Below are 20,517 nucleotides of genomic sequence, written 5' to 3'. Positions count from 1 at the left end.
GGGATCTCCAGCTGCACGATCCGGCCGTGATCGGGGCCGTGATGCGGCGCGGCTCGCTGGGCCTGGGCGACACCTATGTGGATGGGCTGTGGACTGCCAGGCCCTCGATGCCCTCTTCACCCGGCTGCTGCTGGCCCGTGCCGACGACCGGCTCGGTCAGGGCGGCTGGCCATCGGCCGTGGGCCACGTGCTGCGCGACCGACTGATCAATCTGCAGTCGATCGCCCGCTCCACCCAGGTGGCCCGGCAGCACTACGACATCCACCCCGAGGTGTATGCCGCGATGCTCGATCCCTGGCGCCAGTACAGCTGCGGCTACTGGGAGCAGGCCGCCGATCTGGCCGAGGCACAGGAGCACAAGCTGCGGCTGATCTGCGAGAAGCTCGAGCTGGCGCCCGGCCAGCGCCTGCTCGACATCGGCTGCGGCTGGGGCGGACTGGCCGCCTATGCCGCCCGTCACTACGGCGTGGAGGCCGTGGGCATCACCCTGTCGCAGCAGCAGCTGGATGGGGCCCGCCGGCAGTGGGGCGATCTGCCGCTGCGCTTCGAGCTGTGCGACTACCGCAGGCTCGATCGGCTGGGCTGCGGACCGTTCGATCGGGTCGTGTCGGTGGGGATGTACGAGCACGTGGGGGCGCGCAATGCCCGCACCTTCTTCGCCGCGGTGCGGAATGCCCTCCGGGATGAGGGNCTGTTCCTGCTGCACACGATCGGCTACCGCTGCCGCAGCTCCCGCACCGATCCCTGGATCGATGCCCACGTGTTTCCCCACGGCCGCCTGCCGTCACCGGGCGAACTGGCCGGCGCCCTGGAGCACGACTGGCTGATCGAGGACTGGCACAACTTCGGTCCTGACTACGACCGCACCCTGATGGCCTGGCACGCCAACGTGGAAGCCGCCTGGCCCGATCTGGACCCGTTGATCACCGAGCGCAGCGGCGGGGGGGCGGCGGGGCTGGAGGCCGCAGAACGCTTCCGCCGCTTCTGGCGCTACTACCTGCTCTGCTGCGCCGGCTTCTTCCGCTCGCGACAGGGCCAGCTCTGGCAGCTGGTGCTGACCAAGGCCAACGTAGCCGGCGCCGTCAGCCGCCCCCCNNTACCGCTCGATCAGGGCCGGTGCGTGCGCCCTGGCCGGCGACTCGGCCCGCAGCAGGATCCAGACCACCAGGGCGGAGAGCACGGCACTGAAGTAGCACCACACCGAGCTGAAGGCATAGAGAAAGCCCAGCTGGGCCACGGCGAAGGCCAGCGCCAGGGCGGCGGCCAGCAGCCACACCCGCCGGCTGGGGGTGAGCAGCAGCGGCAGGCAGATGATCGTGGCGTAGACCAGGGTCACCAGTCCGTGGCTCACCAGCGCCGATCCAGGCAGGATCACCTGGTAGTCGATCGAGCCCTGCCTCACCACCGGAGTGATCCGCTCCGGGTCGGCCAGCAGCGGCAGCCACAGCAGCAGGGCCAGCACCAGCCNGAGGGCCCAGAGGATCCGGATCACCCGGCGGCGCCAGGGAGCGCCGCCCACGCCGCAGATCCGCAGGGCACTCCAGGGGATCCACACCGGCCAGAGGGCAAAGGCGAACCACAGGTAGGGCAGCGCGACCGGCCTGAGCTCAGCCAGGTCGCCGCTCTGGCCCCCACCGAAGCGCAGCCAGACCAGACCCTCCACCGCCTGCTGCACGGCGAACAACAGGGGCGTGAAGGCCAGCGGCAGCCAGCGGCCGGGATCCCGCGCCGGGCGATCTGAACGGCGGCCAGTCCAACAGGTGTGAGTACCGCCGCGGCACCGAAGCTGGCTGTGGCGGAAAAACACATGCATGGCCTCTCAGCCAAGCAGCCTAGATCGCAGCTGGCGGATGCGCTCCAGCAGCTCAGCCCGTTTCTGCTGACGCAGGGCGTGGCGGGCCAGGAACTGGAGCAGGCTCACGAGCCCCACCAGCTCCAGCAGACCGCCGAGCAGGGGGAGGTCGTTGATGGCGCCGAGGGTGGCCCCGGTGAGCCGCAGGGCCAGGCCGGCCAGCAGCGCCAGCATCAGGATGCGACCGGCGGCCAGCAGATCGTCGAGGGAGCGCAGCGGACTGGCCGAGAGCAGGCCCAGCAGCTGAGCCAACAGCCGCTCGAGCAGGGCCAGCGGCTGCCGCGGGGGGCGTCCTCCCCAGCGACGATGCCAGCCTGGCCTGGCCGGGATTCCTGCAGCACGGCCAGGGGTGCCGCCTCGGCAGCGGCGATCGGATGGGTCTGCAGCGGTTGCGGCGCAGGCTGACCCACGGCGGCGCCGGGCTCAAGCGTGGTGGGGGTCACGGCTGGGGCGGCGCAGTCCGTAGCGGTTATAGGCCGACCATCAGGGCGCGGCCAAGCCCTTCTCGTCGAACATGCCCTCGAACAGCACCGAACTCAGGTAGCGCTCGCCGGAATCGGGCAGCACGACCACGATGGTCTTGCCGGTATAGGCCTCCTCGCGGGCCAGCCGCAGCGCTGCCGTGGTGGCGGCTCCGCAGGAGATGCCGGCCAGGATGCCCTCCTCCTTCATCAGCCGCCGGGCCATCGTCACAGCCTCCTCATCGGAGACCGTCTCGACGCGATCCACCAGCGCCAGATCGAGATTGGCCGGCACGAAACCGGCGCCGATGCCCTGGATCTTGTGGGGACCGGGCCTGAGTTCCTCGCCGGCGCGGGTCTGGCTGATCACCGGACTGCTGGCCGGCTCCACCGCCACCGAGACGAGCGGCTGGCCGAGGGTCTGCTTGATGTAGCGGCTCACGCCGGTGATCGTGCCGCCGGTGCCCACCCCCGCCACCAGCGCATCCACCTGACCCTCGCTGTCGTCCCAGATCTCCGGGCCGGTGGTGTCGTGGTGGATCCGGGGATTGGCGGGGTTGGCGAACTGCTGCAGCAGCACGTAGCGGTCGGGATCGGAGGCCACCATCTCATTGGCGGCACCGATCGCTCCCGCCATGCCCAGCCGCCCCTCGGTGAGCACCAGATGGGCGCCGTAGGCGGTGAGCAGCTTGCGCCGTTCCAGGCTCATCGTCTCCGGCATGGTGAGGGTGAGCGGGATGCCGCGCGACGCCGCCACGAAGGCCAGGGCGATGCCGGTATTGCCGCTGGTGGGTTCCACCAGTTCCTTGCCGGGGCCGAGCAGGCGTCCTGCTCCGCCTGCCAGATCATTGCCGCTCCGATCCGGCACTTCACCGAGAAGGCCGGATTGCGGCCCTCGATCTTGGCCAGCACCCGCGCCTTGCATCCCTGGGTCACCCGGTTGAGTTGCACCAGGGGTGTCCGGCCGATCGTGAGGCTGTTGTCGGCGAAGATGCTGGCCATGGTTGTGGCTTGCGGGCTGCCTGCTGCGGGGCACCCTAAGGGCACCCCCCGGTCGGGCCGGCTCAGAGCTGGGCCGGCTCCCACTCCACCTTCACCACATCCACTGGGCCCAGACCGTTCTGGTTGAGGTCCTGGGCGGCGCGGAGGGCGGCCTCATGGGTGTGAAACAGGTAGGCCTCTGCGGCGCTGCCCACTTCCTGCAGCCGCTGGTCCTCGGGGTTGATGGTGAGGAAGCGGGCGTTGTCGAGGCGACGCACGGCATATCGCTCGGCCTGGGTGCACTCCATCGGGTGGGCCGGGTCGATGTCGGGAGCCCAGAAATGCATGGGGATAGCGGGCGACCATCAAACGCTAGCCAGATCGATCCGAGCCGGCAGCAGCACTGACCCGGGAGGGGCGGCGAACTGTTAAGCAGGCGGGCCAGCGCCACCGACGCCTGCTCAGACTGACCCCAGAACCCCTGGAGGGTGGTCCATGTTCCTGAAGATTCAGCACGACGATGACGCGAGCCTGCTGGAGGTGCTCGATCTCAAGCAGCTGTTCGATCCCTTCGCCACCGACGTGCTGGGCCGCATCCATGCCGGCGAGGAGATGCAGGATCCCCAGGCCGTGGCCAAGGCCTCGCTGCGGTTCCCATCGGGCGAAGCGCTGCCCCGCTGCTGGGTGGATCCGGGCTATGCCCGCTGAGCCGTCGGCGGCGGCTCAGCGACGCCGCTCGGTGAGGTTCTGAGCGAACCAGTTCCGCGCCTGGATCGCCACGTCCTCCAGGCTGCCCGGTTCCTCGAACAGATGGCCGGCACCGGGAATCACCACGAGGCTGTGGGNCGCCTGCAGACGGGCGGCGGCCCAGGAATTGAGCTCCAGCACATCCAGATCCGCCCCGCCCACCAGCAGCAGCACGGGGCAGCGCACCCGGCCCAGGGCCTCCAGTGCCAGGTCGGGCCGGCCACCACGACTCACCACGGCCCGCACCCGGTCCGGCCGGCCGCCGCACCGATCAGGCCGCGGCGGCGCCAGTGCTGGCTCCGAACAGACCGATCGGCAGCGCCGCCAGGGCCGACTCCTGCCGGGCCCAGTCGATCGCGGCCACCACCCGCTCGGCGAGCAGGGGAATGTCGAACCGCAGCGAGCGATCCCGCCGGTCGATCCGCTCCTCCTCGGCGCTCAGCAGGTCGAAGAGCAGGGTGGCGAGAGAGCCCTGCTGCAGCGTCGCGGCCACCGCCTGGTTGCGGGCGCTGAAGCGGCTGCTGCCGCTGCCATGGGCAAACACGACCAATCCCGCGGCGCCCGGCGGCAGCATCAGCTGACCGGGCAGGTGCCGGCCGCCTGCCGGCACCTGCACCTCGATCGGCCCCGCGGGCAGAGGGACAGTCACGGGACGGCCTGACCCGGCACCAGGATCGGGCGGCGATGGGGCAGGTTGCCGAAATGCTCCCGGGCCAGGGCCAGCAGCGACTCCTCGCTGGGACTGGCGTGATCCAGGGTGACCACGCCCACGATCCGATCGAGCAGGTCGCGGCGGTGGGTGCCGAGGTAGGTGAGCAGCACCTGCCGCATGTCGCTCTCGCCGGTGCCATGGCCCATCAGCAGCGTCGCATCGGCCGCCGCGATCGCCTCGGTGATCCGGGCCAGGTAGTCGGTGTCGATCGGGGCTCGCTGACCGGCGATGTCGCGGTCGTGGCGGTGGGTGAGGTTCTCGCCGCTGCCCCAGAGGCCATAGGGCCGCAGCACCGCATGCTCCACCTCATCACCCTCCAGCTGGAACGCATCGGTTCGGGTGTGGGTGAGATGCAGCACCAGCCGGCGGCTCTGGTCGCCGCGGGGTCCGGCCGGCTCCGCGTCCGGGTGGTCGGGCGTGACGCCGGCTTCCTTGAGGAAATGGCGCACCCGCATCACCGCATCGGCGTCGAGGTCGGGCTGACCGACACCGCAGCCGGTGTGGATCCAGGTCTCCGCGCCATTGGGCATCTGGATGCGCAAGCGCCGGCCATCGAGCGGGGTCACCTCCGCTCCGAGGCTGCGGAACAGGGCCTCCACACGGGAGCTGCGCACGCCGTGCTGCAGCGGATGGGCGAAGAGGGCCTGAAGCGTCTTGAGGTTGTGGTGTTTCATCACGCGCTGGATCTCCTGTCTGGACCCTATGCAGGGCCCTGCAGCCCGGAGAGGGGCTGTAACGATTGCAGATGCAACGGCAGCAGCAGCTCCACCACAGCGCCGCCGTCGGGATCGTTGCGCGCCTGCACGCGCCCCCCGTGGCTCAGGGCGATCTGCTGCACGATCGCCAGCCCCAGGCCGCTGCCGGCCCGGGGGCTGCGCACCCGGGCGGGGTCGCCGCGGTAGAAGCGCTCGAACATGTGCTCGAGATCCTCGTCGCTGAAGCCGGCCCCCCGATCGCGGACCACCACCAGCATCCAGCCCACGCTGCTGGCGAAGCTGACCTGCACGGGCTCGCCATCCGGGCTGTAGCGCAGCGCATTGTCGAGCAGGTTGAGCAGAGCCCGGTGCATCCGCGAGCGGTCGGCCTGGATGGCGAGCCCCGGCGACGCGAGCACCTCCAGAACGATTCCCCGCTGCTCGGCCAGGGGACGCAGCCCCGCCCAGACCTGCTGCACCAGATCGGGCAGGTCGACCGTGGACAGCCGCAGGCCACTGCCGGGCAGGGTGTTCTCCAGCCGTGAGAGCTCCAGCAGATCGCCCACCAGCTCCTGAAGCCGCTTCAGTTCGCGCTGCAGGCGCTCCACCAGGTGGGCGTTGCCGCTGTTCACCCGGGCCGCCAGGCTGTCGCCCACCAGCAGCAGGGCCGTGAGCGGTGTCTTGAGCTCGTGGGCCACATCGCTCACCCAGCGCTCCTGCTGCTCCAGCTGGGCCTCCAGGGAGCGGCGGGTCTGCAGCTGCACCCCCAGCCAACCGCCGCTGGTCGGCACCACCCGCACATCCAGGTCCTCGTCGCGGTAGCGCCACTCCAGGCGCTGGGGTCTGTCCTGGCGGCGGGCGATGGCCACACAGGCGGCCAGCTCAGCATCGCTGCAGAGGCTCTCCAGGGGCAGACCATCGGCGGGCAGAGCGATGTTGCTCGCCAGCAGCTGCTCGGCGCGGGGATTGACATGGCGCACCTGGCCGAGCGGGTCCAGGAGGATCCAGCCGGTGGGCGCGGCATCCATCAGGCTGAGCAGCTGGCGGGCGCTGGGAAGCTCCGCCGGCCGCCGCCGCCGCCGCAACCATCCCAGGGGCTCAGCCAAAGCGGTAGCCGAAACCCCTCACGGTGAGCAGGTGAACCGGGGCGGAGGGGTTGTCCTCGAGCTTTTCGCGCAGCCAGCGGATGTGCACGTCCACCGTCTTGCTGTCACCGAAATAGTCGATGCCCCAGACGTGCTCCAGCAGCTTGTCCCGGCTCCAGACGCGGCGCGGATGCTGCATGAACAGCTCCAGCAGCCGGTATTCCTTGGGAGAGAGATTCACGTCGACGCCGTCGCGGGTGACGCGGCACTCCTCCTGAAAAAGGCGCAGGTTGGCGTGGGCGAGAACCCGCGGCTGAGCGGACTGACCGTTGCTGCGGCGCAGCAGGGCGCGGCAGCGGGCCACCAGCTCGCGCATGCCGAAGGGCTTGATCAGATAGTCGTCGGCCCCCACCTCCAGGCCCAGCACCCGATCGGTTTCGGTGTCGCGGGCGCTCACCACCAGGATCGGGGTCTGATCCTGGGCCGCCCGCATCTGGCGGCAGATCTCCAACCCGCCGAGACCGGGCAGCATCAGGTCGAGCACCACCAGCGCGAAGCTCTCCTCCTGCGGACCCTGCTGCAGCACCTGCAGGGCTTCGCGGCCGTTGCCGCAGGCCGTGACCCCGAACCCCTCCTGCTCGAGGGCTTCGCGGATCGTTTCGCGGATCGTTTCGTCGTCTTCGACGAGAAGCAGGCGCGCTGGCATGGCGCCATTCTCGCGAACCAGGGTCGCGCCCCAGAACACCGACTCGGCAGCCACCCCCCGATCCACCTGCCGCCGCTGCCGGTTCAGGCGCGACCGGCGGGGAGATGGCTGATCACCAGGCGCCGCTGCTGATCGAGCTGCAGCCAGCCCTGATCACGCAGGTGGCCCAGGGCCCGGGTCACGGTGACCCGCGTGGTGCTGAGGGCGTTGGCGATCTCCTGGTGGGTGAGGCGCAGATCGAGACGCAGCCCCTGATCGCACGGCTGACCGTAGTCGTGGGCGATCAGCTCGAGGAAGCCGCGCACCCGGTCCTCGATGCGGCGCAGGCCGAGCAGGGCCAGCAGCGCCTCGCTCTGGCGGTAGCGGGCGCCGAGGCCCTGCAGCACCGCCATGGCGAGGTGGGGGGAGCGTGCGATCTCATCACAGCTGAGGCACAGCAGATCGCAGGCGGTGAGCGCACGGGCCTCGTAGGCCTCCAGGCTCGTGAGCGGCTCCCCGAAGGGTTCGTTGGGTCCGGCCAGGCCCACCAGCAGCTCATCGCCCTGGAACGAGCAGGTGCTCAGCCGCACCATGCCGCGCACCACCACCCACACGCTCTTCTTCAGAAGGGGCACACTGCTGCCCGCGGCCAGGTGCACCAGGCCGCGGCGCTGGTAACTGGCCTCCAGCAGCTGACGAAAGGCACCACGGGAATCGGCCTGCGGAGCTGGCGAGAACACCATGTCGGCCTGAGCCGGACTACGGCGCCACGTTATGGAGCGCACATCGTGGCGGGGCAAAGGAGCGGTAGAGCGGGGTTTAAGAGTTGGTAAGCGGCTGGCGGACCGCAGGCGCCGGCGCTCAGGCGCAGCCCGATGGGGCTGGTCGCAGGCGGTGATCAGCGTGCTGAGCCAAGCGCCCAGCGCGGCGATGGCTTCAGGCCGCAGCCGGTAGTAGACCCAGCGCCCGCTCTGACGATCGGCGACCAGGCCCGCCTCGCGCAGCACCTTGAGATGGAAAGAGAGCTTCGACTGGGCCAGGCCCAGGTCGGTCGTGAGATCGCAGACGCAGCGCTCGCCCGCGGCCAGGGCCTGAATCACCTGCAGCCGGATCGGGTCGGCCAGCGCCCTGAGCAGCAGCCGGGCCTGGTCGCTCTCGAGCGCAGCCGGCCCCCGGAAGGCTGCGGCAGGGCTTTCAGGCGCCGATGGCATGCCGCGGCCGGAACTCGAGCAACCTTAGAAAGCGGCCGGGCTGCCACCGATGCTGAAAGCGAGCGAAGCCGGGGTCGCCGCGGAGCTGATCTTCGACGCGGCCTATCTGGTGATGCTGTGGATGCTGGTGCTGGCCCTGGCCGCTCGGCTGAGACGATCAGCGCCGCCCGCCCGCTGGTGCGGCGGGCCGCTGGCGGCGGCATTCGGCCTGCTGGCCCTCGGCGACACGGCCCATGTGGGCCTGAGGCTGGTGGCCCTGGGCCTGGGCGATCCCGGCCTGACGCTGCGGCTGGGCCCCGTCGATCTGCCCCTGATCGGTTTCGGCGCCCTGGCCACGGCCGTCACCGTGACGGGGTTTGACCTGCTGCTGCTGCAGGCCCAGCGGCGGTTGAGCGGCAGAGGCTGGGGTCTGCTCCCCCGGGCTCTGCTGGCGCTGGCGCTGCTGCGACTGGCACTGCTCGCTCTCCCCCAGAACGACTGGGGGGCGGTGATTCCGCCGCAGCCGTGGGCAGCGCTGCGCAACCTGCCGCTGCTGCTGCTCACCCTGGGGTTGGGGGGGCTCTATGGGTGTGCATCCGGCCCCGACCAGCGCTGGCAGCGGGCCATCGGCGGACTGCTGCTGTTCTCGGCCCTGTGCCATCTACCGGTGCTGCTGTGGATCCAGCGGCAACCGCTGCTCGGTCTGCTGATGATCCCCAAGAGCCTGGCCTACCTGGCGGTGGGGCTGATCGCCTATCGCAGGCTGCCGAGCATGGCGCCGATCAGCAGCAGGTGAAGCAGCGCCCCGCCCCAGAGACAGCGGGTCCGAACGGTGAGCACGGCGGTGACCAGGCCGAGCGGCAGGGCCATCAGGGCCAGAAGACCCCGCTCGGCGAGGGCGAGAGGCGCCACCGCCAGGTGGTTGAGGCCGAACGCCAGGGTGGAGACGACCACGCTCCAGACGGGCGTGAGCCCGCTCTCCAGCAGAGCCGAGAGCAGCAGCCCCCGCCAGAGGCCTTCCTCGGCGAGCACAAGCAGCGGCAGCAGCAGCACCAGCCCGCGGCCGAACAACAGCCCCCGCACCGCCTCGAGAGGCAGCGAACCCGGCTCGCTCGCCATGGCGCCCGCATCGCCGGCAGGCCGATCAGGCCAGCGATGAGCAGCACGACCCCAAGCCCCCCGCCCCAGAGCAGCGAGGCCCGCAGCCCCGGCCCTCGCAGAAACAGGGCCTCCGCCTCCTGCAGATGGAAGACCCGCCAGGCCAGCAGCACCAGGCTGCCCACCAGGTAGAGCGCCAGGGCCGCCCAGGTGGCGAAGGGCGTCCAGGGCGTCAGGCCCCCCACCACAGCGATCGCGGCGAGCAGCGCCAGGGTCTGGCGGAGACGACCCTGGCCGGCGGCCTGCTCCATCAGCGATTCAGGCGGGAACCGGCCTCGNCCGGCCAGGGGAACAGCCAGGCGCAGCGATTGCACACGGCCACCGGCGCGAGCATCACCGGCACCTCCACCAGCACCCCCACCACTGTGGCCAGGNCTGCGCCGGAGCGCACGCCGAACAGGCTGATCGCCACGGCCACCGCCAGCCCCAGCAGGGTTCCGGCGGCGATCGCCAGCGCCACCCAGAGGCTGAGCCAGCGCTCGAACACGCCCATGCGAATCCGTCCGGCACACCTGGTGTCACCCGATACCCATACCATCAACCCGTCTTGATGCATCAAATCAACTTGATCTAGTTTGCGGCCGTTCCCGCCTCTGGCCCGGCGTCATGAGAATCGGCATCAACGGCTTCGGCCGCATCGGCCGCCTGGTGTTCCGGGCCCTCTGGGGCCGGCCCGCCCACCGCTCCGCGGAAGCCGGGGGCTACGAACTTGTGCATGTCAACGACAGCGGCGGCGATGCCCGGACCGCCGCCCACCTGCTGCAGTTCGATTCGGTGCACGGGCGCTGGCCCGAGGCGGTGGAAGCGGGGGATGGGGGCTTCCGGGTGGCGGGCCGCTGCGTGGGTTACAGCCAGCACAGGGATCCCACCGCCGTGCCCTGGCGCGAGGCCGGCGTGGAGATGGTGCTGGAGTGCAGCGGCACATTCAAGACGCCCGAAACGCTGCAGCCCTATTTCGATGCGGTGGGCCTCAGGCGGGTTGTGGTGGCCTGCCCCGTGATAGGTGAGATCGCTGGCGCCGAAGCGCTCAACATCGTGTATGGGATCAACCACCACCTCTACGACCCGAGCGTTCACCGGCTGATCTCCGCCGCCTCCTGTACCACCAACTGCCTGGCGCCGGTGGTGAAGGTGGTGCACGAGCGCTTCGGCATCGAACATGGCTCGATCACCACCCTGCATGACGTCACCAATACCCAGGTGGTGGTGGATGGCTTCAAGAGCGATCTCCGCCGGGCTCGCTCCTGCAGCCAGAGCCTGATCCCCACCACAACCGGATCCGCCAAGGCGATCGGCATGATCTTCCCGGAGCTTCAGGGCAAGCTCAATGGCCACGCGGTGCGGGTGCCGCTTCTGAATGCTTCGCTCACCGATGCGGTGTTTGAGCTCAGGAGCACCGTCACAGCGAAAGAGGTGAACCTGGCCTNCGAGGAGGCCGCCAACGCAGAACTGAAAGGAATTCTGGGCTACGAATCCCGACCGCTCGTCTCGGTGGACTATGTCAACGATGCCCGCAGCGCCATCGTCGATGGCCTCTCCACGATGGTGGTGAACGGCACCCAGCTCAAGGTCTACGCCTGGTACGACAACGAGTGGGGCTACAGCTGCCGCATGGCAGATCTGGTCTGCCACGTGGCTCTCCTGGATGCGCGCTGAGTCGACGCCATGGACCGCGCCCTATCAGCCCTCCAGCAGTACGCCATCGTGACGGCCAACTACTGGGCCTTCACCCTCACCGACGGCGCCCTGCGCATGCTCGTGGTGTTCCACTTCCACGAGCTCGGCTACAGCACCCTGGAAATCGCCTTCCTGTTCCTCTTCTACGAGTTCTTCGGGATCGTGACCAACCTCACCGGCGGCTGGCTGGGCGCCCGCTTCGGGCTGCGCCTCACACTCTGGGCCGGCACCCTGATGCAGGTGGCCGCCCTGCTGATGCTGATCCCGGTGGCCGATTCCTGGCCCCGGTGGTGGNNNAGCGTGGCCTACGTGATGGTGGCCCAGGCGATCAGCGGCATCGCCAAGGACCTCAACAAGATGAGCGCCAAGAGCGCCATCCGAACCGTGGTGCCGGAAACGCCCGAGGATCACCGCCGGGGCGAGAGCCAGCTGTTCCAGTGGGTGGCGATTCTCACCGGCTCCAAGAACGCCCTCAAGGGGGTGGGCTTCTTCCTCGGTGGCCTGCTGCTCACCACGATCGGCTTCAATGCCGCCGTGGGGGCGATGGCGGCAGGGCTGTTCGTGGCCTTCCTGCTCACGCTGGTGCTGCCGGCGGAGATCGGCCGCATGAAAGCGAAGCCGAAATTCACGGCGCTGGTCTCCAAGTCGCGGGGCATCAATGTGCTCTCGCTGGCGCGCTTCTTCCTGTTCGGCGCCCGCGACGTGTGGTTCGTGGTGGCCCTGCCCGTGTTTCTGCAGGCGGCCCTCGGCTGGCGCTTCTGGGAGGTGGGTGCCTTCATGGGCCTGTGGGTGATCGGCTACGGGATCGTGCAGGGCTCGGCGCCTGCGCTGCGGCGGGCCTGCGGCCGCAGCGCCCCGCCGGGGCCGGCCGCGGTGCAGTTCTGGAGCGCCCTGCTCACGGCGATCCCGGCAGTGATCGCCATCGCCCTGGCTCGCGAGGCGGGCAACCCAGCCGTCGCCGTGGTGGTGGGTCTGGCCGCCTTCGGGGTGGTGTTCGCCATGAATTCGTCGATCCACAGCTATATGGTGCTGGCCTACACCGAGGTTGAAGCCGTGAGCCTCAACGTGGGCTTCTATTACATGGCCAACGCCGCCGGCCGCCTGCTCGGCACCCTGCTCTCGGGCTGGCTGTTCCTCAAGGGCGGGCTGGAGGCCTGCCTCTGGACCTCGGCGCTGCTGGTGGCCCTGGCCTGGCTGGTCAGCACCCGCCTGCCCGCCCCACCCCGGCAGCTGCCGGCATGAACGGATCCGCTTCCGCCGCGCTGCTGGTGGCGATCGGCGCCGTGCCCGGGGCCTGGCTGCGCTTCCGGGTCGTCAACCACCTGGAGCCGATGCTGCCCCGCAGGCACTGGGGCACGTTCGGGGTGAACGTGATCGCCGCCTTCGCCCTGGGCCTGGTGGTGGGGCTGCAGCAGAGCTGCGGGGTGGCGGCCCAGCGGCTGATGCTGCTGCTGGCCACCGGTTTCCTGGGCAGCTTCAGCACCTTCTCCACCTTCATGGCTGAAGTGCGGGCCGCCCTGCTGCGAAGGCACCACGCCGAGGCCGCCCTGCTGGTCGGAGGGTCGGTGCTGGCCGGTCTGCTGGCCCTGAAGGCGGGCCTGGCACTGGGGCGCCATCCGTGAACCACCGGCTGAAGCGGGAGCTTCGCGATCTGGGCCTCGTGGCCGCCGGGGCGATCCCCGGAGCCCTGCTGCGCTGGCAGCTGGAGCTGACGATGCCACCTCAGGCCATCCTGCTCGCCAACCTGATCGGCTGCCTGCTGATCGGCGTGCTGCTGGGCCAGCCCTCACGCCGCGACAGCCTCTATCTCTGGGGCGGCATCGGCTTCTGCGGTTCGCTCACCACCTTCTCCAGCTGGATGCTGGAGCTGGTGCGTCAACTCGAGACCGGCCGCAGCCTGCTGGCGGCGCTGCAGCTGGCGGTGAGCCTGATGGGCGGGCTGGGCCTGGTGCAGCTGGGCAGCAGCCTGGCCGCCCGGCGCTGGCGGTGAAGCCATGAGAAAAGGGGGCTTGACGCCCCCCGAGGATCAGCACAGCCATCGGAACAGCCGCTGGCTGGTGCTGCGCATCAGCGGCCGATGCGGGCCACGGCTTTCTTCGACTGAGCCAGGATGCTGCCCTTGAGGGGCACATAGCCGAGATTGTCAGCCATGTTCTGGGCGGGGCCCAGCAGGTAGAGCATGGCGTTACGGATATCGCCGGCCTTGGCGCCGTTGCCCTTCTCGTAGGCGAGGATCCAGGTGAGGGTGCTGATCGGATAGCTGTCAGCCCNGGCGGGATTGGGATCCTCTCCGGCCAGGTTCGCGTCGAGCCGGATGTTGTTCAGCGCCGCGGTACCGCCCTTGAGGGTGGGCATCACGAACTTGCCGGCCTTGTTCTGCAGAGCCGCTGCTTTGATCTTGCCCTTCACGAAGGCCTGGTTCACGTAGCCGATGGCCCNGGGGGTGTTGCTGATCACGCCCGCCACACCCTCATTGCCCTTGCCACCCACGCCCACGGGCCATTTCACGCTCTTGCCCTCGCCCACCTTGCTCTTCCACTCGGAGGAGAAGGCGGAAAGGGAATTGGTGAAGGCGAATGTGGTGCCGCTGCCGTCGGAGCGGTGGGCCACCGTGATCTTGCCCTTGCCGCACTTGAGTTGATCCCAGGTGCTGATCTTGCCGAGGAAGATATCCACGGCCTGCTTCTGGGTGAGCTTCAGGCTGGGGCAGTCGGGCTTGTTGTAGGCGATGGCGATGGTGCCGCCCACGGCAGGAAACTGCACCACGCCGCGCTTCACCTTGGCGGCCTCGGAGGCCTTGATCGGCTCATCAGTGGCGCCGAAATCCACCGATCCGGCCACGAACTGACGCACACCGGCGCCGGAACCCACCGACTGGTAGTTCACCCGCACACCTTTGGATGCGGCGCTCTGGAAAGCCGCCTGATAGAAGGGAGCGGGGAAGGAGGCACCGGCTCCGCTGATGGTGGCCTGCGCCAGCACGGGAACGGCAAGGCCGGCGGCAACTGCGAGGCCGGCGGTGCAGAGGGCCTTCTTGGCGAAGGTCATGGGAAAGACTTTTGGGTCAGATCCTGAATAGCAATCGGCGCGAACCTGAGTCGTTAGGCCAAGGTTAAGGAACGCCCAAGATCCGCTGCGCATAGGCGCCACAAGCATCGCCGAATCGAGAGCCGTTGAAACGGCACCGGATGGTCTTGCACACAAAAAANGCCTCTCCGCGCGCGGAGAGGCCAAGAGTGATGTGTGAGGACCGATCGAATCGGATTTTAGCCGAGTCGGATTTTAGTCGGGAGACTGACCTGGCCGATGGCCAGTCAGGCTCAGAACTTGAAGGTGGCCTGGATCACGCCGCCGAAGGTGCTGTCGCCGTCGTTGAGGTCGTTATAGTTGTTGTCGATGTAGAAGACTGCCGGCGTGATCGAGATGTTGTCGGTCACCTGGAACTTGTAGAAGAGCTCATACATCAGGCCATCATCGTCCTCCTGGGTGAACAGGGGCTGGCCGATGGCGAAGCCGGCGCTGTTGCCCTTGGCGAAGACGTCCTTCCACTGCAGACCGCCCATCCACGACCAGATCTCATCCCGGTCAGGCACGCCATCCGAGATATCCGTGTAGCTGAAGCCTGCGGAGATCGAGGGGATCCAACCGGCTTCCTTAGGCTGCCAGAAGGCGCCGAACGACACGCTGTTGCTGCTCTGACCATCCAGCAGGGTGCGGGGAGCACTGTTGGGATCGCGCAGCTGAGCACCTTCGGTGCCATAGCGGTAGGCCACGGCTGCACCCCAGTTCTGGCCCTTCACACCCAGCTGAGCAAGGATGTTCTGAGCGCCGTCCTCGGCGAAGGCACCCACCGTGGAATCGGCGTAGCCATTCTGAGACACCCAGTTGGCATCGAAGGTGAGGAAGGGATTGCCCTTCTTCACCTTCTGCTGCCAGGAGAAGCCGGCACCGGCGCCGGTGGCCTTGTTGTAGGTGCCTGCAGCACCGGCCACGCTGAAGTAGTCGAGGATGTCCGACTTATAGGCCGAGGGCAGGAAGGTGAGCATCTCGGTGTTGCGCACCAGGGCACCCACGGTGAGCCTCACCCGATCGCCGACCGGGAAGGCATAAAATAGACGGTCGATCTCAACAACATCATCACTCTCGTAGGATTTATCGAGTTTGAAGACGTTGCTGGCGCTGCCGAAGGGATCAGCGGAGAAGTTGCCGGCCCTCAGCCGGGTGCGCAGCAGGTCCTTGCCGGAGAAGCTGGTATCGAGACTCAGGCGCGAGTCGTAGTTGAAGGTCACTTCATTGGCGTTGCCGGACCTGTTGAACCAGTCGTCGACGCCACCGATGATGAAGCTGGCCTCACCCTTGAGCTTGGTGGTGGTGGAGAACTGGCTGGCCTCCAGCTCGCCCACCTTGGCCTCGAGGCCATCCACGCGGCCCTTGAGGATGGCGAGCTCCTTCTCGAACTCGGCCATCAGGCGCTTCAGCTCGTCGGTCACCTCGGTGACGCGGTCGAGGCAGGCGTTCAGCAGGGCGGCCGCCTCGAAGCGGGTCATGGCCTTCTGGCCCCGGTAGGTGCCGTCGGGATAGCCGGCCACGCAGCCGTAGCGCTCGATCAGGTTGGAGAGCGCCTGGTAGGCCCAGTCGGTGGGCTTCACATCGCCAAACTGGGAGATGCTGGTGACCTGCTCCTTGACGGCGTAGCGGTTCACGTCGTCGAGATTGAGCTCGGCGGCGGGTGCCGCCGCAGGGGCGATCAGGCTGGTGCCGGCCGCGACCAGCAGCAGCTGTTGGAAGGGTTTCATCGGGTCCTCACACCGATAGATGAAGACTTCCTAAGGAAGTCGCGCCGATCGTATCGATCAGGCGGCGATCGGGGCTATGCGCCAGCCACAGGAGCGTGTATTCCAGAACACCTGGGCCGCCAACCCCCAGTTCAGAAGAACAGGCGGCTGGTGTGCTGCTCGCGAGCGGATTCAGCCCATTCGTCGGGGTCGAGGGGATCCAGGGCAGCGGCATCTCCACCTGCCATCTCCTGCAGCTGGCAGTGGAGCCAGTATCGAAACACCAGCAGGGAGCCCAGGTCCGCCAGCCTGGCATCGCTCTGCAGCAGGATCGAATCCTCGAGGCTCATGGTTGAAAACAGACAGCCCTGCCCCAGCCTTAGCCGAAGACCAGCAGCAGCCGCATTAACCCACCCTTAACCGCATTCAGAGGTCCTACCGGCTGCGAGGCCTGCATCACCGCCAGGGGGAGGCGTCGACGNCGGCGCGGGGGCCAGAGCAGGTCGACCTGCTCCCGCCACAGGGTCCAGCAGCGGCGGCTGTTCTGCTCCAGCAGCCAGTGCAGCTGCGGCAGGCTCTGATCCAGAGCGCTGGGCACCTGATCGTCGATCGCCTTGCGCAGCACCTGGAGATCGTTGAGCTCCCCNAGCAGGTCCTGGCTCAGCCGCAGCCGGCTGATCACGGGGGCGAGGATCCCGCTGGTGAGAGGCGCCAGATTCTCGAGCCGATAGCGCGCCGTCTTGATCTGCTTGCGAAGGTCGTGGAGGGTGTCGGCATCGGCGCTGTAGCTCGGCGCCAGCCAGCCGGGGTGCAGCATCAGGGCCTGCAGGAAGGGCAGCTGCCACTCCACCATCCACTCGCCGGCCGGCTGATCGGCCAGAGGCGTGAAGCCTGGCGCTTTCAGCCAGCGCTGAAGGGCCGCCACGAGCTCCAGGTGGCCGCTGCTGCGGATCACCTTCTCGAGGTGCTCCTGGGCCAGATCGCGCTCGCGTCTGAGGGTGCGCAGCACCGGCCTGAGCGCGGCCACCTCGGCTTCGGGCAGCTGGGGCATGAGGGTCTCCACCAGCCGTCCCTGCAGCACATCGAGATCCCGGGCCAGACCGAGCCGTCGCACTGATTTCGCCAGGCGGCTGTCGGTGACCGCACTGGGCAGATCCAGCAGCGGCGCGAACTGCTGCAGGGTGGTGCGCAGCCGCCGCATCGCCACGCGCATCTGGTGCAGGGNTTCGGGATCCTCGCGATCGAGCACCCGCTGATGACACTTCACCACCCGCTGCAGATGCTGCTCGATCAGGCCGTGGGCCAGCGATCCGTTGGTGAGCACCCGCGGCGGAGATCGATCAGTCATCCAGATCACCCATCCCGATCTCTCAACGGTATGCGGGTTTCTTGAGCGCCTCCAGGCTGCGCTGCAGGGTCTGACTGATGCTCAGCCCAACCGGCAGATCGCCGCCGAAGGCGGTGCCGAGAACATGGCGGTAAAGCTTCGTCTCCACCAGCCTGTAGGTGTCGGGCGGCAGCGGGATAGAGCCGGCCTGCTTCACCAGCTGGAGCCCGTTCTGCAGGGTGAAGGTCACGATGCGACGCAGCTCGGAGCGCTCGAGCAGCTGCCGATCGTTCACGTAGAGAAAGAGAGGGCGCAAGAGCGGCACATAGCGTTGCTGCTGCACAGCCGCCACGGAGGGTTCAACGGCACCGGCAGGGCCGACCACCGCCAGAGGCCTCAGCCGGGAACGATTGGCGGCGTAGTAGGCGTAGCCGAAATATCCCAGAGCGTTGACATCATNGCTGACGCAGCGCACCAGCAGATGGTCATCCTCGCTGGTCGTGACATCACGGCGTGCATTGGCCGGGTCGCCATTGATGGCCTTGTTGAAATAGTCGAACGTTCCCGAATCGGGGCCAGGTCCGCAGAGCCGGATCGGCCGATCCGGCCAGGCCGGGTTGACCTGGTTCCAGCGCCTGATCCTACCCTCGGCCGCCCTGCTCCAGAGGCGGCGGAGCTCCTGGGTGGAGATCCGGGAGGCCCAGGGGTTGCGCGGGTTGACCACCACCGTGATCGCATCGAAGGCGATCGGCAGCTCCACGAAGGTCACGCCGCGCCCGCGACACTGGCGCAGCTCCTGGGCGTTGATCGGACGGGAGGCGTTGGCCAGGGGCAGCGTGCCCCTGCAGAACTCCCGGAAGCCGGCCGTGGAGCCGACCTCCCGCAGGCTGATCGAGACCGGAGGGCTGGGCCAGGTGGCCTGGAAGACCCGCACGGCCTGCTCGAGGATCGGGAACACCGTGCTCGAGCCGCTGATCCGCACCACCGGATCGGCCGCGCGAGCCGGCGGGTCGGCCAGAACCACCGGCAGCGCCACGACGATCCCGGCAGCAAGCGGTGACAGAAATCTCGTCATCCCAGCGGCACGGATGAACCGCACTCGACTCTGGAGGACTCCCCGGGGCCGGCGGGTTAAGGGCAGGTTGTCGGCGGCTCAACGACGACCCGGCCGCACCCGGGTCCAGTCGTCGAACCAGCCCCGCCGCCACAGCCACCAGGCCTGGATGGCAGCCACCGCGGCCATCAGCAGCAGGGCCAGCGGGTAACCGAAGGACCAGATCAACTCGGGCATCACCCGGAAGTTCATGCCGTAGATGCCGGCGATGAAGGTGAGCGGCGCGAAGATGCTGGTGAGAATCGTGAGGGTCTTCATCACCTGATTCATGCGATTGCCCACGCTGGCGGCATAGGCCTGGGTGATCGCATCGCACTGGTGACGCAGCAGTTCGCAGTTCTGGAACAGCAGCTCCACCAGCTCGCCGATCTCCTCGAACCCCACCCGCGCCTCCGGGCCCAGCAGGCCCTGGCCCTGGCGCAGCAGCACGCGGATCTGGTGACGCAGGGGCCAGACCTGGCTGCGGATCGTGCGCAGCGTGGTGCGATAGACGAAACTGCGCTCCAGCAGCTGCGGCCGGGGCTGCCGCAGGGCGCTCTCCTCGATCTCATCGAGAGCATCGGCGATGTGCTCCAGCAGGGGGAACAGTTCATCGAGCAGCGCATCCACCAGGTAGTGGGCGATGTCGTCGAGGTCGCGCTGATCCGCACCACCGGCGCGTGCCTCGAGCCACTGGGTGAGCTCCACGAAGGCGCCGCCGTCGGCAGCCTCCTCCACCGTGACCAGCAGATTCGGCATCAGCAGGATGCCCACCTGGCTGCTGATCAGGTGCTGGCTGTCATGAGCCAGCCGCAGACGGTGCAGAACCACCAGCAGCGCCTCGCCCAGACCATCCACCCGGGGACGCTGGGGCGTCTCCAGCAGCGGCGGCAGCAGCAGCTCCGGAACCCCCAGGGCGGTGAGCAGGGCGTGGATCTGGGCCGGCTGGGCGAGCCCGATCACCCGCAGCCAGATCGGCGTGGCCGACGTCGCCGAAGGCAGCACGGCAGGCGGTTCGTCCCACTCGATCAGCCTTGGCCCCTGCGGTTGCATCAACGCCAGGCAGTAGCGGGTGGGCTGGCGGCCTCCATGCACATAGAGGGCGCTGGGCAGGAGGCCGGGACGCTCCGCCAGCAGATGGGAACTCAGAGTGCCTGGGGTGGCGCGCAGCACGGCAGCTCAGTGGTGGTCCACCGTTGCACCACCTGGCCCCCGGCCACGAGGGCGGCCTACAGGAGCAGACAGCAGAGGATGTCGGTCCAGAGGGTGCGCATCCGGGAGGNCATCGCCAGGGCTCGGACGGTGCCGCATCGTTGCCCCGCCGACCGCCGGCGTCGGTGCCCCAGGNCACAGGCGGCTGGCCGCCGGCGTGCCCTGGGAATCGGATTTACCGGGCCTTAAACCACTGCCGGTAGGGTTGCCTGCGTGAGCCAAGTCGTGTGACCGCCACTTCCGGCCAGACTGGCTCAGACCCTGCTCCGCGGCCACGCCTGCCCATGGAACGCCTGCCCGTGGAACGTCCTCCGATGGACACTCTGCCGATGGAGGCCCATTCGAGCTACCGGGCCGGCGACTGGACCCCGCAGCGCCTTCTGTTCCACCAGAACCTCGAATCCTTCGCCGAACGGGTGGGCCTGCTGGTGGGTCTCCAGAGCAACGGCAAGGTGAGCCAGGAGGAGGCCTTCGCCGAGATCCGGCGCATGTGGAAGGAACTGAAGGACAGCAAATCGACCCTGCTCAACCAGCAGAAACCCTGAGCGGGGCAGAGCCGCTGTCCCTCACGCTGCGACCCGGTGGGCCTCAGGGATCGGCGCCCTCACGCCAGAGCAGGGACCTTGAGAGCCAGTTCCAGTGCTCCAGGGCAGGCAGCGGCCGGGCGGCGAGGAGTTCATCGGCCGAGAAGAAGAAGCCGAAGTCGCGCGCCAGCGCCACCACCTGATCGGCCCGCTCGGCCTGGCGGATGCGCGACTGCAGCTCCACCAGCTCGGCGGCCAGGTCGAGGAAGGCGATCAGATCCCGATGGCCGCTCATCCCGGAAACCGCGATCGATCCACTCAGCCTGGAGGGCAGCGGTTAAGG

General features: G+C 68.5%; 22 protein-coding genes and 5 pseudogenes. 8 read left to right on the top strand and 19 right to left on the bottom strand.

Annotated features, from left to right (window positions below):
* Positions 1-88 precede the first annotated feature (88 nt).
* Positions 89-1,027, top strand: a pseudogene (locus SYNGFB01_RS16130) (class I SAM-dependent methyltransferase); the annotation flags it as partial.
* Positions 1,028-1,189: 162 nt separating this feature from the next.
* On the opposite strand, the pseudogene SYNGFB01_RS16125 reads toward SYNGFB01_RS16130, so the two are convergent.
* From SYNGFB01_RS16125 to SYNGFB01_RS02810, 4 genes and pseudogenes are all read right to left on the bottom strand, one after another.
* Positions 1,190-1,813, bottom strand: a pseudogene (locus SYNGFB01_RS16125) (hypothetical protein); the annotation flags it as partial.
* Between the two features lie 6 nt (positions 1,814-1,819).
* Positions 1,820-2,104, bottom strand: a complete 285-nt coding sequence (locus SYNGFB01_RS02820; RefSeq protein ID WP_053068275.1) for a CAAD domain-containing protein — start codon at positions 2,102-2,104, stop codon at positions 1,820-1,822.
* A 231-nt stretch (positions 2,105-2,335) separates the two neighbouring features.
* A pseudogene (gene cysK, locus SYNGFB01_RS02815) lies at positions 2,336-3,315 on the bottom strand (cysteine synthase A).
* Between the two features lie 62 nt (positions 3,316-3,377).
* Positions 3,378-3,641 carry a hypothetical protein gene (locus SYNGFB01_RS02810; RefSeq protein ID WP_048016836.1) on the bottom strand — a complete coding sequence of 88 codons (264 nt, stop codon included), beginning with the start codon at positions 3,639-3,641 and terminating at the stop codon, positions 3,378-3,380.
* A 148-nt stretch (positions 3,642-3,789) separates the two neighbouring features.
* Between SYNGFB01_RS02810 and SYNGFB01_RS02805 the strand changes: the two genes are divergently transcribed.
* Complete coding sequence (locus tag SYNGFB01_RS02805; protein WP_048016835.1) at positions 3,790-4,002, top strand: hypothetical protein; 213 nt, start codon at positions 3,790-3,792, stop codon at positions 4,000-4,002.
* 15 nt (positions 4,003-4,017) lie between these two features.
* Here SYNGFB01_RS02805 and SYNGFB01_RS16120 read toward each other — a convergent pair whose 3' ends face one another.
* From SYNGFB01_RS16120 to SYNGFB01_RS13630, 6 genes and pseudogenes are all read right to left on the bottom strand, one after another.
* Positions 4,018-4,449 carry a dienelactone hydrolase family protein gene (locus SYNGFB01_RS16120; protein ID WP_369795466.1) on the bottom strand — a complete coding sequence of 144 codons (432 nt, stop codon included), beginning with the start codon at positions 4,447-4,449 and terminating at the stop codon, positions 4,018-4,020.
* Between the two features lie 237 nt (positions 4,450-4,686).
* On the bottom strand, positions 4,687-5,427 hold the full coding sequence (locus SYNGFB01_RS02795) for a hypothetical protein (RefSeq protein WP_048016834.1): 741 nt from the start codon (positions 5,425-5,427) through the stop codon (positions 4,687-4,689).
* A 26-nt stretch (positions 5,428-5,453) separates the two neighbouring features.
* Positions 5,454-6,554 (bottom strand): cell wall metabolism sensor histidine kinase WalK, encoded by a 1,101-nt coding sequence (locus SYNGFB01_RS02790; protein ID WP_053068274.1) that lies wholly within the window; start codon positions 6,552-6,554, stop codon positions 5,454-5,456.
* Positions 6,547-7,239, bottom strand: coding sequence for a response regulator transcription factor (locus tag SYNGFB01_RS02785; RefSeq protein ID WP_048016845.1), 693 nt, complete (start codon positions 7,237-7,239; stop codon positions 6,547-6,549). Before SYNGFB01_RS02785 ends, SYNGFB01_RS02790 begins: the two co-directional genes overlap by 8 nt.
* Positions 7,240-7,322: 83 nt before the next feature.
* Positions 7,323-7,961: a Crp/Fnr family transcriptional regulator gene (locus SYNGFB01_RS02780; protein WP_048016844.1), complete on the bottom strand. Its 639-nt coding sequence runs from the start codon at positions 7,959-7,961 to the stop codon at positions 7,323-7,325.
* A 135-nt stretch (positions 7,962-8,096) separates the two neighbouring features.
* Positions 8,097-8,429: pseudogene (locus SYNGFB01_RS13630) on the bottom strand (ArsR/SmtB family transcription factor); the annotation flags it as partial.
* A 49-nt stretch (positions 8,430-8,478) separates the two neighbouring features.
* Here SYNGFB01_RS13630 and SYNGFB01_RS02775 point away from each other — a divergent pair.
* Positions 8,479-9,204, top strand: a complete 726-nt coding sequence (locus tag SYNGFB01_RS02775; RefSeq protein ID WP_048016833.1) for a hypothetical protein — start codon at positions 8,479-8,481, stop codon at positions 9,202-9,204.
* Here SYNGFB01_RS02775 and SYNGFB01_RS02770 read toward each other — a convergent pair.
* Together SYNGFB01_RS02770 and SYNGFB01_RS02765 are read right to left on the bottom strand one after the other, a co-directional pair.
* Complete coding sequence (locus SYNGFB01_RS02770; protein ID WP_048016832.1) at positions 9,162-9,527, bottom strand: CPBP family intramembrane glutamic endopeptidase; 366 nt, start codon at positions 9,525-9,527, stop codon at positions 9,162-9,164. The two genes, SYNGFB01_RS02775 and SYNGFB01_RS02770, sit on opposite strands and share 43 nt — an antisense overlap.
* Before the next feature lie 289 nt (positions 9,528-9,816).
* A pseudogene (locus SYNGFB01_RS02765) lies at positions 9,817-9,993 on the bottom strand (arsenical-resistance protein); the annotation flags it as partial.
* Positions 9,994-10,172: 179 nt separating this feature from the next.
* Between SYNGFB01_RS02765 and SYNGFB01_RS02760 the strand changes: the two are divergent.
* From SYNGFB01_RS02760 to SYNGFB01_RS02745, 4 genes are all read left to right on the top strand, one after another.
* Complete coding sequence (locus SYNGFB01_RS02760; protein WP_048016830.1) at positions 10,173-11,222, top strand: ArsJ-associated glyceraldehyde-3-phosphate dehydrogenase; 1,050 nt, start codon at positions 10,173-10,175, stop codon at positions 11,220-11,222.
* 9 nt (positions 11,223-11,231) lie between these two features.
* Entirely contained in the window at positions 11,232-12,485 is a 1,254-nt protein-coding gene (gene arsJ / locus SYNGFB01_RS02755) for an organoarsenical effux MFS transporter ArsJ (protein ID WP_048016829.1), read from the top strand.
* Positions 12,482-12,865, top strand: coding sequence for a CrcB family protein (locus tag SYNGFB01_RS02750; RefSeq protein WP_048016828.1), 384 nt, complete (start codon positions 12,482-12,484; stop codon positions 12,863-12,865). The genes arsJ and SYNGFB01_RS02750 overlap by 4 nt, the downstream gene beginning before the upstream one ends.
* The gene (locus SYNGFB01_RS02745; RefSeq protein ID WP_048016827.1) at positions 12,862-13,233 is read left to right on the top strand and encodes a CrcB family protein; all 372 of its coding nucleotides are present in this window, start codon (positions 12,862-12,864) and stop codon (positions 13,231-13,233) included. Before SYNGFB01_RS02750 ends, SYNGFB01_RS02745 begins: the two co-directional genes overlap by 4 nt.
* A 77-nt stretch (positions 13,234-13,310) precedes the next feature.
* Here the strand turns inward: SYNGFB01_RS02745 and pstS are convergent, their stop codons facing one another.
* From pstS to corA, 6 genes are all read right to left on the bottom strand, one after another.
* Positions 13,311-14,291, bottom strand: a complete 981-nt coding sequence (pstS, locus tag SYNGFB01_RS02740) for a phosphate ABC transporter substrate-binding protein PstS (RefSeq protein ID WP_048016826.1) — start codon at positions 14,289-14,291, stop codon at positions 13,311-13,313.
* A 272-nt stretch (positions 14,292-14,563) separates the two neighbouring features.
* Positions 14,564-16,039, bottom strand: coding sequence for an iron uptake porin (locus tag SYNGFB01_RS02735; RefSeq protein WP_048016825.1), 1,476 nt, complete (start codon positions 16,037-16,039; stop codon positions 14,564-14,566).
* Positions 16,040-16,170: 131 nt separating this feature from the next.
* The gene (locus SYNGFB01_RS02730; RefSeq protein ID WP_048016824.1) at positions 16,171-16,368 is read right to left on the bottom strand and encodes a hypothetical protein; all 198 of its coding nucleotides are present in this window, start codon (positions 16,366-16,368) and stop codon (positions 16,171-16,173) included.
* A gap of 29 nt (positions 16,369-16,397) precedes the next feature.
* Positions 16,398-17,366, bottom strand: a complete 969-nt coding sequence (locus SYNGFB01_RS12305) for a CHAD domain-containing protein (RefSeq protein WP_152669480.1) — start codon at positions 17,364-17,366, stop codon at positions 16,398-16,400.
* A 22-nt stretch (positions 17,367-17,388) separates the two neighbouring features.
* The gene (locus tag SYNGFB01_RS02720; RefSeq protein WP_082325819.1) at positions 17,389-18,420 is read right to left on the bottom strand and encodes a PstS family phosphate ABC transporter substrate-binding protein; all 1,032 of its coding nucleotides are present in this window, start codon (positions 18,418-18,420) and stop codon (positions 17,389-17,391) included.
* Positions 18,421-18,498: 78 nt separating this feature from the next.
* Complete coding sequence (gene corA / locus SYNGFB01_RS02715) at positions 18,499-19,611, bottom strand: magnesium/cobalt transporter CorA (RefSeq protein ID WP_048016823.1); 1,113 nt, start codon at positions 19,609-19,611, stop codon at positions 18,499-18,501.
* Between the two features lie 353 nt (positions 19,612-19,964).
* Between corA and SYNGFB01_RS02710 the strand changes: the two genes are divergently transcribed.
* Positions 19,965-20,195 carry a hypothetical protein gene (locus SYNGFB01_RS02710; RefSeq protein WP_048016841.1) on the top strand — a complete coding sequence of 77 codons (231 nt, stop codon included), beginning with the start codon at positions 19,965-19,967 and terminating at the stop codon, positions 20,193-20,195.
* 43 nt (positions 20,196-20,238) lie between these two features.
* Here the strand turns inward: SYNGFB01_RS02710 and SYNGFB01_RS02705 are convergent, their stop codons facing one another.
* A complete protein-coding gene (locus SYNGFB01_RS02705) occupies positions 20,239-20,469 on the bottom strand; it encodes a Nif11-like leader peptide family natural product precursor (protein ID WP_048016822.1) in 231 nt (76 codons plus the stop codon).
* Positions 20,470-20,517: the final 48 nt, after the last annotated feature.

It is taken from the genome of Synechococcus sp. GFB01, assembly GCF_001039265.1.
GTDB lineage: Bacteria > Cyanobacteriota > Cyanobacteriia > PCC-6307 > Cyanobiaceae > NIES-981.
The sequence above is the reverse complement of the archived record's forward strand: the minus strand, read 5'-3'. Positions and strand labels throughout refer to the sequence as shown.